We start from the raw sequence: 12,886 nt of genomic DNA on the forward strand, positions 1-12,886 counted from the left end.
CTTTCATTTCCAGCAGTCAATGGGAAAACAACGACCCGCCCACCTTGCCCGCCAGCTTCTCAGGTTTGATCAGGAACCGCGCCAGCGCCGGCAACAGCCACAGCGCACCGAACATGTTCCACAGCAACATGAAGGTCAGCATCAGGCCCATGTCGGCCTGGAACTTGATCGCCGAGAAGATCCAGGTGCAGACCCCGATCGCCAGGCACAGGCCGGTGAACAACACCGCCTTGCCGGTGGATTTCAGCGTCTGGTAATAGGCTTCCTGCAACGGCAGCCCGGCACGCAGGAAGCTTTCCAGGCGACTGTAGATGTAGATGCCGTAGTCCACGCCGATCCCCACGCCCAGCGCCACCACCGGCAAGGTCGCGACCTTCACGCCGATACCCATGAACGCCATCAACGCGTTCCCCAGCACCGAGGTCAGCACCAGCGGCAGGACGATACACAAGGTCGCCGCCCAGGAACGGAAGGTGATCATGCACATGGTCGCCACGCAGATATACACCAGGACCAGGATCGTCAGCTCCGATGCCTTGATCACTTCGTTGGTGGCGGCCTCGATCCCGGCGTTACCGGCGGCAAGGAGGAATTCCAGGCCGTTCTTGTTGTTCTCCTTGGCGAAGTCCTGCACCGCATGCACCGCGCGATCCAGGGTCGCGGCCTTGTGGTCGTTGAGGAACACCAGTACCGGTGCCAGGGAGCAATCGGTGTTGTACAGGCCATCGGCCCGGGCGATGGAGTTGTTCAGCACATCGGGGTTGCGCGACAGGGTTTCCCACTTCAAGTTGCCCTCGTTCATGCCCTTGATCATCTGCTTGGACACGGTCACCAGCGAGATCGCCGACTGCACGCCCTCGGTGTTCTGCATCTTCCACATCAGCTCGTCGATGGGCGCCATGGCCTCATAGTGCGAACAGCCCTCGGGTGGGGTCTTGACCATCACCACCAACACGTCGGAACTGGTGGAGTAGTTGTTGATGATAAAGCGGTTGTCCTTGTTGTAGCGCGAATCGGGACGCAGCTCCGGCGCGCCCTGGTCGAGATCGCCGATCTTCAGGTTGTGTCCGTACCAGAGGCCGCCCCCCAGGGCCAACAGGGCCAGGACGATGGACACCGGCGCGACCTTGGGACTGGCGAAGTTTGCCAACAGGCGCCAGAACGAGTGCTCGCGGGTCGCATCCTTCTTGCTGCGCTCGACGGCCTTCTTGCTGATGCCGACATAGGAGATCGCCACTGGCAGCAGGATCAGGTTGGTGAATACGATCACCGCCACGCCGATGGACGCACCGATGGCCAGTTCGCGAATCACGCCGATGTCGATGATCAGCAGGGTGATAAAGCCCACGGCGTCAGCGAGGATCGCAATCATCCCCGGCAGGAACAATTGCCGGAAGGTCCGTCGGGCCGCCGTCAGGGCGTTGTCGGCGTCGCTGGACTGCAAGGCGATGCCGTTGATCTTCTGCACGCCATGGGAGATACCGATGGCGAAGATCAGGAACGGCACCAGCATCGAGTACGGGTCCAGGCCAAAGCCGAACGCGTGCATCAGCCCCAGTTGCCAGACCACCGCCACCAGGGTGGTGACCAGCACGGCGATGGTGCTGCGGATGCACCAGGTGAACCAGTACAACAGCACCAGGGTGATGATGAAGGCGATACCGAAGAACAGCACCACCATGACCAGGCCATCGATCAGGTCACCGACCTTCTTGGCGAAACCGACAATGTGCACCTTCACATTCGGGTTCTGCGCTTCGAACTTGTCGCGGATCTTCTCTTCGAGCTGGTGGGAGAACTTCTGGTAGTCCAGCGCCAACAACTTGCCCTGGTCCTGCGGGTCCGGGTAGGACTCCAGCAGCGGGATATCGACGATGCTCGACTTGAAGTCGTTGGCCACCAGGCGTCCGACCTGGCCGGACTTGAGCACGTTGTTGCGCAACTTGTCGAGGCTGTCGGCCGAGCCGTTGTAGCTCTGCGGGATCACTTCGCCGCCAGCAAAGCCCTCCTCCGTCACTTCGGTCCAGCGCACGCTGGGGCTCCACAGCGACTTGAGGCCGGAGCGGTCGACGCCGGGAATGTAGAACACCTCGTCGTTGATCTGCCTTAGGGTCTCCATGTACGACGGGGTGAAGATATCGCCGTCCTTGGCCTCTACGGAAATCCGCACGGTGTTGCCCAGGTTGGCGAGGTCGTTGCGGTGCTCCATCATCTTTTCAATGAACGGATGCTTGAGCGGAATCATTTTCTCGAAGCTGGTGGACGGGCGGATCAGCGTGGCCTGCCAGAACAGGAAGGCGCTGACCAGCAGGCAGATAACGATCACTGCCGGACGGTTGTTGAAAATCAGGCGCTCGAGAAACGTCGCCTTGTCCTGATGATGACTTTGATGACTGCTCATGAAGATTCCCGCCTTTCTTGTTATTGGCCCAGCTCAGCGCCGGTCGGCGTGGTGGTGTGGGCGCCGCCCTGGCCGACGAGGATCAGCTTGCCGTTGCCGGCCGCCGTCACCGCCGACAGGGAAATCCGGTCGGGACGGTTGAACACACTGAAGGTCACGCCATCGTCGCTACTGCGGATCACGCTGCCGCCGTTGCCGACGATCACCAGCGAACCGTCGCCCAGCAAGGTCGCGCCGGACAGACCGAACTCCAGGGCACCACGGGTGGCCTTGAGTTCGACCGGTGCCCAGCTGCTGCCGAAGTCAGTCGAGCGGTAGAGATTGCCGCGCAAGCCGTAGGCCAGCAGCGTCGAGGGTTGGGCGGTGCCGATCACGCCGAACAGCGAACCCTGGTACGGGCCTTCGACGCGCTCCCAGGTCTGGCCCCAATCGGCGGAGCGGAACATGCTGCCCTGCTCGCCGACCACGAACAGCCCGGCATCCTTGACCGCGGCGATAGCGTTGAGGTGGAACTGGTCGGGGTTGTCGAGGCGCTCGCTGACGTTTTCCCAGTGCTGGCCACCGTCGCTGGTTGCCAGCAGGGCCCCGTAGGCGCCCACGGCAAAGCCTGTGCTGGCGTCCTTGAACCAGACGTCGAGCAACGGTGCTTCGCGCTTGAGGTCTTCGAACTGGCGGGTCCAGGTGGCGCCGCCGTCCTCGCTGGCGAGGATCTGCGCATCGTGGCCGACGGCCCAGCCGTGGCGCTCATCGACGAAATAGACCGCCGTGAGCATCTGCCGGGTCGGAACCCGGGCCTGGGTCCAGTGGCCGCCCTGGTCGTCGGAAAAGAGGATGTGTCCGCGATCGCCGACGGCCACCAGGCGGTTGCCGGCGTGGGCCACGTCGAGCAGTAAATTGCCGGAGGCGTTGGAAGACTCAATGGAGTAGAGCGTGGCCTGAGTCGTATCAGCACTGTTGGTCGCGGCCACAACAAGCGTATTGAACGCTGACAGAGTGATGACAGAGAGTAGCAAACACACGATCAGTGGCGGGTCTGTGTTTGGCATCGATGACAGGCTGAGTACCGCTCCAAAACTTGCTTTCACTCGCCCATTTAAAAGTATATTCATTGAGTATTTCCATTCTTGAAAGCCAGGTCGATATCGCCTGATTTCTACGCAAAAATGCGATATAAACCTTCAAACACAACCTGTCGAAAGTGAACGATGAATTTCAAAATACGCCTAACATCGTGTTTAGGAGGCTATCAAAATACCCTATCACAGCCAGGGGCGAGTTCGGTCTCGAAAGGGGTCTTATCAGGCCAACGTTATATATCGACTACCCACACTTAAGCAGCAGCGAATACCCGCACACTAATGGAGCGGCAACAGGAATATGCGCGACAAAAGAAGCACTTCGATCGTGCGAATCGACAACATAAAAACTCACGACTAAAAATGCCCAATGACAAAAAACGAAAAACCTGAACCACTACCCACGGCCATAGAAACCCAGACAAAGGAGCATCATGATTGCCGTTCACGAATGAGATCCGTCGTTAATTCGATGCACTCCAAAGCCTCTTTGATGACTGGAAAGTAAATACTTCCCTTCTCGCTGAGCGCCACCCGCCCCGGCAGTCGGTAGAAAAGCGCCGCGCCAAGGTAGCGCTCCAACGAAGCAATCTGGTGACTAATTGCCGACTGGGTCAAGTGCAACTTTTCAGCGGCCAGCTTGAAGCTTTGTAACCGCGCGATTTCTTCAAATACCTTCAGCTTCGATAGGGGTGGAAGTGCTCTAAGTACCATTTAATCCCCAACTCGTGACTCACTAAAAAACACCTGATCGAGCAGTACACCATCGGTACAGAGACCGCCATTCATATGACCTTTTTCAAAAAGGCCAAGATCAGCTAGATCTCCATACCGTCTGTTTAGCGCTAAAAACAGAGGCCAATATCAACGTGTACCACGGCGCCTCAACTCAGCAGGGTTAAAGTAATCACTTGGCGGATTGGGCAGATCAAAATCAATACCGCGTGGTTCCTCGCTGTCAAGTTTCTGTGCCACATAGCGACGAGACTGCAGATCATGAAACACGTCCACCGCCGACCAGATAGTAGGTAAATTGTAGTAGTTGATCAGATAGGAAATCGACACGCGCCACAATTCACCATGGCCATCGTACTGATCAGCCAGGACGATCTGCCAGCTGTCCTCATCAAAGTACAATGTGCGTTTAGAGTACAAATGACGCGCATTGGCCTTCAATGTCCCCTCCACTACCCATACGCGATGCAGCTCGTTACGGGTGTATACGGGGTTGAGGTGTCCAGGTTTTAAAATATCCTTGTACGCCAGACCAGCCTGGGTCATTTTGTAATTATTATAGGGAATATAAATCTCTTTCTTCCCGATCAGCTTCCAGTCAAAACGATCGGGCGATCCGTTGAACATGTCCTTGCTATCCAGTGTCATCAACCCGTCGCTGTCTCCGGGCGTATCGTAGGCCAGCGTCGGCGCTCGCCGTACCCGGCGCGTTCCAGGTTCATAAGCCCATGCCAGACGCGGTTCCTTTACCTGGTCCATGGTTTCATAGACAAGGTCAACCTCCCCAGCGCTTCGCGGCGGACTAAGGGCTACGCTGAAATAGTGAAACATGACGTTTTGCAGCTGAGCAAAACTGGACTTCTGATCGTAGTAATTGAACAGAACTTCCTGTTGATACTTGTACATCGTGAAGTTGCCGTTTGTGTCTACCGATGCCTCGTTGAGTGGCTGCACCAGGTGCGTTCCGCGATAACGCGCAAGATGGTTCCAGACGGCTTCGACACCGCTCTGCGGTATCGGGAACGGGATCCCTCCGAAAGCATCGGAAAAGCCGTCGCCGCCTTCCTGCAATTTCGCGCTGGTCGCGTTCTTCAGTGTATTGTCGTAAACCCACTGTGGTGCAGCGGCCGTGCGCCGAGCCTGGTAAACCGGCATTTGATAACTGCCGGGATAGGTCTTGAACATCGCGATCTGGCCGGCTGTCAGCTTATCCTTGTAATGCTCCAGATTGGCCGCCGTGATGGTGAACAGTGGCTTGTCCTCTGGAAAGGGGTCAATGTAGTGATCCCCCGATTTGTAAGGTGTTGGCGGTTTGATCAACCCTCCGGTCCAGGCCGGAATGCTGCCATCGGCGTTACCGGCACGCTCGGCTCCCATCGGCGTTAAAACGGTGCCGAGTTTCTGTGCTTCCTGAGCAGAAACAGCCGCTTCGACCGTGACCGCAAAAGATCCAAGCATCAGGGTCATGCTCAAAAGCGATGCTACTTTAAACATAGTGAGTCTCCGCAAGCGGTGTGTTGAAAAACGACGGATCAGAAGGAGTACTTGACGTCGAAACTGACATTGTCCCGATCACGCAAGGTATTGCTCCTCCCTGCCCCGGAAAATGTGGTGTATTGAAGTTCGGTCTCCAAGCCGCCCCGATAATCCGCCTTGATGCCAAAGGTGTATGCCTTACGACCTTCCATAAAGTTTCCATCAAGATCGGAGTTCCCCTTGAAGTCGTCCGAATAGTTAAAAGAGGGTGAAATATTGACACCGGCATAAACATCATTCCAGGTGCCGGTTACAACCACGGTGTAACCGTAGGACTCACGACTGATCGGTGAATCGGACAAATCAGGCGAACCGGCAAATTTTCTAACTTCTGGATTGGGGGTAAAGGCGGTATAGGTCAGGTTGCCGCGCAGACTCTCAGTCGCCAGCTCGGCAATACCGACCAGCGAATCAAAGCCCAGTGCGGGACCAAAATTGTAGATCGTCCCCACCGAAGCATTGAAGGACTCCACGCGCGTATAGTTATTCAACGTACCGTTGCGGCAAAGCTGTTTACCTGATACTTGAACACAGGCCTGGGCCGCCGACACCGACGCATCATAAATATTGGTTGAGCCTGAGACTCCCTGCCCCAGAATGTCGCCTAGCAGATCATTAGTTGCACTGATACTGATCGGCAAATTGGGCCGATAGGCCAGCTCGCCAAACAACGAAGCATTGCCCAAGGTGGTATTGAAGCTGAAACCGTACATACGGACGTCTTCGACATACGCCCGCTGTACCACGGCGTTACCCACCATATCCAAGGTAGCAATGGCTCCCGCATTGTTGCCGGCCACGCCCGATAATGTTGACAGGTTGACGCCTTGATAATTACCGAGTCCGATGGACTCCAGCGGTTCCTTGGTATGGTAATTAACGAAATAAAAACCAAAATCCGTGTAATTCAGCGCTTGCGCAATGTAGTGGAAGTTAATCCCAAACTGGCCGCTGTCTCGGGCCTTTTCGTCGTTGCCGACATTAGCCACCTTGAAGATACCAGTACTTGGGTCCATGAAACTGTTAAGGCCATAAGGGCCGGCCCCCAGACGCGCACCAGGAACGCCTGCGGCAATGCTCTGGTAAGCGGCGAAAGCCGGCGCCAATGCGGGGACTTGTACGTAGGCTTGTTTACCGCCCTTGCCAAACAGGTCCGTCGTCGAATAGTAAGTGCCCACCGGATCCAGGGAGCTTTCTTTCCAATCCACCTGGTAGAAAGCCTCCATGGACAAGTTATCGGTCAGCCCCAAGTTGAAACTGAGGGCGCCCACTGGCACCAGGACTTCCTTGAGTTGCGAGCCGGGCAAGCGAAATTTGGTAACATCCAAGGGATTGGTGGTATTGACCCCCCTCGATAGAATACACTTTCGCCCCAATTGAATACTTGCTTGCCCACACGAACAGACAGGGGGTGATCCAGCGGTTCCCATTTACCATAAATATAGGCATCTAGTATTTGTGCGCCTTTCCCGGCATCACGCCGTGCTTCATAAGTGAAGCGGTCGTCCTTGGGAGTGTTTTGACTAGGTTCAACGATAGCCGAGTTCTTGTAATAATCCGTGTGATTATTCATGATCTGGCTGTCGTAAAAAGCCGTCCCTCGGAGAAAGACACCATAATTCTGATACGTGGCACCTAACTCTGACGTTAGCTTATACACTTGCGAAATAAGACCCGGGCCAAAATTTCGATCCCCGTCATTGCCGTTGAAGGCATCGTTATTCTTGTCCTGCCCCTGTACTCGCCATGCACTCCCGTAAGAAATTGTCGAGTCGAGAGATCCTTTGACCTCACGATCCAGAAAACTAAACTCCACGGCACCTGCAGAAGGAACAACCAACACCGTTGGTAATAAGCCAACCAGCACCAAACCCGCTCTGGCGCGCACGCACACCCTTCCAAGTTTCCAGTTATTATTGCTCATTCGCACATTGCTCCGCGGCAGTTATTATTATTTTTACGCCTCACCTCTAAGGGTTAGTGCGCGTCCTCTCAGGGCCACCCATGAGGTGAACCTGCGGATAAACTCTTCAATGTTCAGATACCGTTGCTTACATCAAGCCGGCGATACATCAGTTGCAAAACACCGGATGAATACGTGAATTAATCCAACTCACGGGAAACCACATACGCCGAAATATTTCCGGTCAGCGTTCTGGAGGGTGAAATACGTGCAAGCCATGTCACGATGTTATTGCTCAGCCCAGGCATCACTGCCGTACGACCCGCGTGCATGGCCCGGTAGCCGATCCGTGCAATATCATCCGGCTGGCTGTAACCGAGCTTGGCCATGCGACGCTCATCAACCAACCCGGCGGCCACGAAAAAATTGGTTCGCGTCGGCCCGGGAGCCAAATGGGTACAGGTAACACCCGTGCGTCGTAAATCATGGGACAGCGATTCGGATACGCTGATGACATAAGCCTTGGAGGCGGCATAAGCAGCCTCCAGACCATGGGGAACCACATACCCAGCCGAAGAGCTGAGATTCAGGATGCGACCGTGACCTCGCTCAATCATCGGCCTCACGTAATACAGGGTGAGCTGCGATAACGTGACGATGTTGAGTTGAAGCATCGCGGTGAGTTGTGTCGCGTCGTAGTCCTGATACGCGAGACCGACAATACCGACTCCCGCGTTGTTGACCAGGAACTCGATCGGCAGCCCCAGCGCATTCACTTGCTCGATCAAACGCCCTGCAGCTCCAGGCACGGATAGGTCTTCGCAGACCCCATGAGCTTCGATGGGATATGACCCCTTCAGCTCAGCCGCCAACGCCTGCAATTTGTCACGACTGCGTGGACTGGAACACAACACCAGACCGATACCATCACGGGCGAACAACTTGGCCAATTCGGCCCCAATCCCACCAGTTGCTCCCGTAATCAATGCGTAGCGCATCACTCTCACCTTTCTTCTTATTGGGGGCCAGTCGTTGGATTCGAGTGTAAAACCAGAGCCACTTATATCCGCATAGGCCCAAAGGCCAGTTTCGGGTCAGTTCCGGCCACCCAGATGCCGGACTCGCTGGCCTGTTCGGACCCCTAGAACGGCCTCGTTTACCCTTGGTAGTGGTTACCCGCCCCTCCTATCCTCCTTCCACGACAGCGAGGCATGCCCGCCCCCCCTCTTCGATGATCATGCAGAGAAAGCCCAATGAGCCGTGTAGCCACAAAAACAAAAAAATCCGTTGAAACGCCGATACACGCCTACCCCTACTACCGCACTGCCCTGGCTGGTCATCGACTGCCAGCGGCTTTCATCGACCTTGATCACTTCACCATCAACCTGGAACACCTGCGCTTGCGCGCCGGCAACCTGCCAATACGGCTGGTCACCAAGTCGGTTCGCTCGGTGGAGATGATCCGCAGAATCATGTCTGCCGGATCGTTCATGAGAGGCCTGTTGTGTTACTCGGTGGGAGAGGCGGCATGGCTGGCAAGCGAGGGGTTTGACGACATTGTGGTGGCCTATCCAAGCGTGGAAATCACCGAGATCAGAGCAGCGGCGACACAGATTCGAAACGGCTGCTCCATTACGCTGATGGTCGACAGCTTCGAACAAGTGATTCAGATCAATCAAATCGCGTTGACCGAAGGCGTGGTTATTCCGCTGGCCATCGACTTGGATATGTCCTCATCTTTTCCAGGCATCTACTTTGGTGTACACCGTTCTCCCGTTCATGACGTCTCGACCGCCATCAAGTTGGGACGGGCAATCGCCGAATGTAAAAATGTCGTCCTGCAGGGACTTATGGGCTACGAGGGGCAGATCGCCGGCTTGATGGACGATGTGCCAGGAGAAGCCATCAAAAGCGGCGTAATTCGCTACCTCAAGGGCAGGTCGATCATTGAGGTCAATGCCCGGCGCCAGGCCGTGGTGGAAGCCTTGAAAAAAGAAGGGCATCTGCTGCGCTTCGTCAACGGCGGCGGCACGGGCAGCTTTGAAAGTACCCGCCTGGACCCTTCGGTGACAGAACTGGCAGCAGGTTCGGGTCTCTATGCACCGACGTTGTTTGATCACTATAGAGGGTTCAAATTACTGCCCACCGCCGGCTTTGCCTTGCCGGTGACACGCGTGCCAAAAGATGGCGTCGTGACCTGTTCGGGAGGCGGTTACATCGCCTCGGGCCCCATTGGTAAAGACCGTTTACCGCAGCCGTGGCTACCGGCCGGGTGCAGCTTGCTCGATAACGAGTCCGCCGGTGAAGTGCAAACCCCGGTGCGTCACACACTGGTGAAAACACCGGCGATTGGCGATCCCATCCTGTTTCGCCATGCCAAAGCCGGCGAACTCTGCGAGCGCTTCAACGAGCTGTTGCTGATCCAGAACGGGCGGGTAATCGACAAAGTTCGAACTTACAGAGGCGAAAGAAAGAGCTTCTTCTAACCGATGCCCTGAACGCCTCTCGTGTTCCACCCTTGCGATCCACCGATGGAAAATAAAAATGAGCCATTCCGCGCATTCAGTGACACCGCTATTCGACTCAGTCAACGAGCTGCAGTCCCTTTTCGACGCTCAGCGGCACGCCGTTCGACACAACAGCGCACCGTCCTATGTGCAACGCATTCACGCACTGGATACGTTGGCGCAGATGGTCAAGAGCAACCGTCAGAAGCTACTCGAGACGATCTCCATGGACTTTGGCAACCGTTCGTTTGCCGAAACTGAACTGGGCGAGTTGATGCCCATTCTGAACAGTATCAAGTATGTGTGCGCGCACCTGAAAACGTGGATGCGGCCCCACAAGCGCAAGGTCGGCATGGCCTTCAAACCAGCCAGTGCCTGGGTGGTCCATGAGCCTCTAGGGGTCGTCGGCATCATGGCCCCTTGGAACTACCCTCTGACACTGACTTTGGTGCCCCTGATCGAAGCACTGGCAGCGGGTAATCGAGTCATAATCAAGCCTTCTGAGCTCACCCCGCGCACTGCCGAATTGCTGAAAGACCTGATCGGTTCAGCCTTTCCCAAGAATCAGGTCACCATCGTCACCGGCGGCCCGGAAATAGCCGCGCACTTCAGCACCCTACCCTTTGATCACTTGCTGTTCACCGGTTCGACACGGATCGGCCGACAGGTAATGGCCGCGGCCGCCCCAAACCTTACCCCAGTCACCTTGGAGCTCGGGGGTAAATCGCCAGTGGTACTTTGCCGTGACTACTCGCTGAAGAAAGCCGCACGAATTATTGCCATAGGCAAGTTCTTCAACGCTGGCCAAACCTGCGTTGCTCCCGATTACCTGCTGGTCCCGCGCGACCTGACCGAGATATTCGCGACAGCTTTGCTCGATGAGGCAAAAGCCTTATACCCAACCATAGCGGGCAACAAGGACTACACCTCAATCATTTCCCCACGTCACTACGAGCGTCTGGATGACATGATCGAGCAAGCCAAATGGGCCGGAGCCAAGACCTGGCAACTGAACCAGGAAGGCGCGGCGCAAGAGCGCAAGATTGTGCCAACGATCCTGACCGAGGTCTCTCTGGAGACCACTGTCATGCGCGAGGAAATCTTCGGTCCCATCCTGCCGATTATTGGCTATGACACCCTTGAACAGGCCATTGATCTCATCAACGACCGGCCCAAGCCACTGGCGCTCTATTGCTTCTCCCATGACACGCAGGTCATTAAACAGGTCCTCGAGCGGACCCGCTCCGGAGGCGTGACGATCAACGGCACCATGCTGCATGCCACTCAGGAAGATCTACCGTTCGGGGGCGTCGGAGAAAGCGGCACCGGTGCCTACCATGGTTATGATGGGTTCGTGCAGATGTCCCATGCGCGTGGCGTATTCAAGCTAAGCCGCTTCAATATGTCCCATCGAATCGCAGCCCCTTACGGAAAATTGACCCGTCTCATCACTCGCTTGATGCTCGGAAAGTAATTCGTCCTCCCAGAATAACAAGCAAGGTGAAACGATGAATTCAGCTCTCACAGCAACGCCCATGCGTCCAGAACTAAGTTTTGGCGCCGTCATACGACTGGCTCTGGCTTACTCTTTGGCCACCAGTGGACTTGTTCTGACGCCCTTTCTCGTCGCCGCCGTCATGCTGCGATTCCAGCTCGACGAGAGCATCGCCACGCAAATAGCCGGGGTTGAAATACTCGGGGTGGCTCTCAGCTGTGCCTTCATGCCGCGCTGGATTGCCCGTGCATCGCGCAGTTTTACCCATGTCGCCATCCTGGGGGTTATCGCTGGCCAACTGTTCAGTTCCCTCGCCACAACCATTACAGCCATCAGTATTGCTCGCGGTTTTACCGGTATTTGCGAAGGTGTTCTGTTCGTCATTGTCGCTGCCGGTATTTCCCAACGCGTCGCTGCAGATCAACTCTGGGGCAAGATCAATCTGCTCGCAGGGATCATCAACGGCAGCATTCTGGTGATCATTTCCTACCTGCCTCAAGACTGGTTGGGGCGCTGGCTGTTTCTGTTGTTGTTCAGCGTCGCCGTGCTCGCGGCCCCAGCGATCCACGGGATTGGCCGGTTTACCGGTCAAGCGGTTCAATCTCGCCCCTGCAGCCGTATGCCGATTCGCCTGGTACTGACCATCTGGATCGTTACGGTACTGGTCTATGGCATTCAGGCTTCCCAATGGGCGGTTTCCGGCATCGTCGGAAGTCACGCCGGGCTCTCGCCATCAATGATTGGCATCTTGTTGTCGGTGTCGTCCTTACTGGGATTCGCCGGTGCGGTCATCCCCTCGCTGCGTGTCAGTCACCTACATCGATTGACCATCATCTGGCTCGCACAACTGGGTCTGATCGGCTCGATCATCTGGTTCTTTCGCGCTACCGACGGCTGGTCGTACTTCCTGAGTCAGTTGACTCTCAACTGCTCCTTCTTCGTCATCATTCCGTTTATGACGGGCCTGCTTTCCGAAGTTGACCCCGACGGTTCACTGGTAGCCCGCAGCGTTGTTGTCACCTTTATTGGCGCAGGTCTCGGCACGGCAGTGGCCGGATCACTGTTCGCTCAGTTTGGTGGAGTCCAACTCTCCTACGGCCTGGGCCTGGGAATCGCGGCTGCGCTGCCCTTTGTCTGGTTGGCACTGCGCGGCAGCGACCTCCATCTCGCGGGAACATCGGCACAACAACTGCCTGACTGATCCGCTCTCTCACTCCATCAGGAAGACCGAAC

At 56.2% G+C, this 12,886-nt stretch carries 8 protein-coding genes and 1 pseudogene; 3 read left to right on the forward strand and 6 right to left on the reverse strand.

Going from position 1 to position 12,886, the window contains the following annotated elements:
- Positions 1 to 16 precede the first annotated feature (16 nt).
- From PFEN_RS17940 to PFEN_RS17965, 6 genes and pseudogenes are all read right to left on the reverse strand, one after another.
- Positions 17 to 2,401: an efflux RND transporter permease subunit gene (locus tag PFEN_RS17940; RefSeq protein WP_191488141.1), complete on the reverse strand. Its 2,385-nt coding sequence runs from the start codon at positions 2,399 to 2,401 to the stop codon at positions 17 to 19.
- Between the two features lie 20 nt (positions 2,402 to 2,421).
- Entirely contained in the window at positions 2,422 to 3,447 is a 1,026-nt protein-coding gene (locus PFEN_RS17945; protein ID WP_191488142.1) for a WD40/YVTN/BNR-like repeat-containing protein, read from the reverse strand.
- 462 nt (positions 3,448 to 3,909) lie between these two features.
- Entirely contained in the window at positions 3,910 to 4,191 is a 282-nt protein-coding gene (locus PFEN_RS17950; protein ID WP_191488143.1) for a LysR family transcriptional regulator, read from the reverse strand.
- Positions 4,192 to 4,341: 150 nt separating this feature from the next.
- The gene (locus PFEN_RS17955) at positions 4,342 to 5,679 is read right to left on the reverse strand and encodes a DUF1329 domain-containing protein (protein WP_224771003.1); all 1,338 of its coding nucleotides are present in this window, start codon (positions 5,677 to 5,679) and stop codon (positions 4,342 to 4,344) included.
- A 65-nt stretch (positions 5,680 to 5,744) separates the two neighbouring features.
- Positions 5,745 to 7,672: pseudogene (locus tag PFEN_RS17960) on the reverse strand (DUF1302 domain-containing protein).
- 179 nt (positions 7,673 to 7,851) lie between these two features.
- Entirely contained in the window at positions 7,852 to 8,649 is a 798-nt protein-coding gene (locus PFEN_RS17965; protein WP_191488145.1) for an SDR family NAD(P)-dependent oxidoreductase, read from the reverse strand.
- A 255-nt stretch (positions 8,650 to 8,904) separates the two neighbouring features.
- On the opposite strand from PFEN_RS17965, the gene PFEN_RS17970 reads away from it, so the two are divergent.
- Genes PFEN_RS17970 through PFEN_RS17980 form a run of 3 tightly spaced genes read left to right on the forward strand, consistent with a single transcriptional unit; the run spans position 8,905 to position 12,854 of the window.
- Entirely contained in the window at positions 8,905 to 10,137 is a 1,233-nt protein-coding gene (locus tag PFEN_RS17970) for an amino acid deaminase/aldolase (RefSeq protein ID WP_191488146.1), read from the forward strand.
- Between the two features lie 58 nt (positions 10,138 to 10,195).
- Positions 10,196 to 11,632: a coniferyl aldehyde dehydrogenase gene (locus PFEN_RS17975; RefSeq protein WP_191488147.1), complete on the forward strand. Its 1,437-nt coding sequence runs from the start codon at positions 10,196 to 10,198 to the stop codon at positions 11,630 to 11,632.
- 34 nt (positions 11,633 to 11,666) lie between these two features.
- Positions 11,667 to 12,854, forward strand: a complete 1,188-nt coding sequence (locus PFEN_RS17980; protein WP_191488148.1) for an MFS transporter — start codon at positions 11,667 to 11,669, stop codon at positions 12,852 to 12,854.
- The last annotated feature ends 32 nt before the right edge of the window (positions 12,855 to 12,886 follow it).

The organism is Pseudomonas sp. FEN (genome assembly GCF_904067045.1).
Classification (GTDB): Bacteria; Pseudomonadota; Gammaproteobacteria; order Pseudomonadales; family Pseudomonadaceae; genus Aquipseudomonas.

Coding starts and splice junctions, on each gene's coding strand:
- PFEN_RS17940 (WP_191488141.1), bottom strand. CDS start 2,401: ATGAGCAGTCATCAAAGTCATCATCAGGACAAGGCGACGTTTCTCGAG.
- PFEN_RS17955 (WP_224771003.1), bottom strand. CDS start 5,679: ATGACCCTGATGCTTGGATCTTTTGCGGTCACGGTCGAAGCGGCTGTT.
- PFEN_RS17950 (WP_191488143.1), bottom strand. CDS start 4,191: ATGGTACTTAGAGCACTTCCACCCCTATCGAAGCTGAAGGTATTTGAA.
- PFEN_RS17980 (WP_191488148.1), top strand. CDS start 11,667: ATGAATTCAGCTCTCACAGCAACGCCCATGCGTCCAGAACTAAGTTTT.
- PFEN_RS17965 (WP_191488145.1), bottom strand. CDS start 8,649: ATGCGCTACGCATTGATTACGGGAGCAACTGGTGGGATTGGGGCCGAA.
- PFEN_RS17945 (WP_191488142.1), bottom strand. CDS start 3,447: ATGCCAAACACAGACCCGCCACTGATCGTGTGTTTGCTACTCTCTGTC.
- PFEN_RS17975 (WP_191488147.1), top strand. CDS start 10,196: ATGAGCCATTCCGCGCATTCAGTGACACCGCTATTCGACTCAGTCAAC.
- PFEN_RS17970 (WP_191488146.1), top strand. CDS start 8,905: ATGAGCCGTGTAGCCACAAAAACAAAAAAATCCGTTGAAACGCCGATA.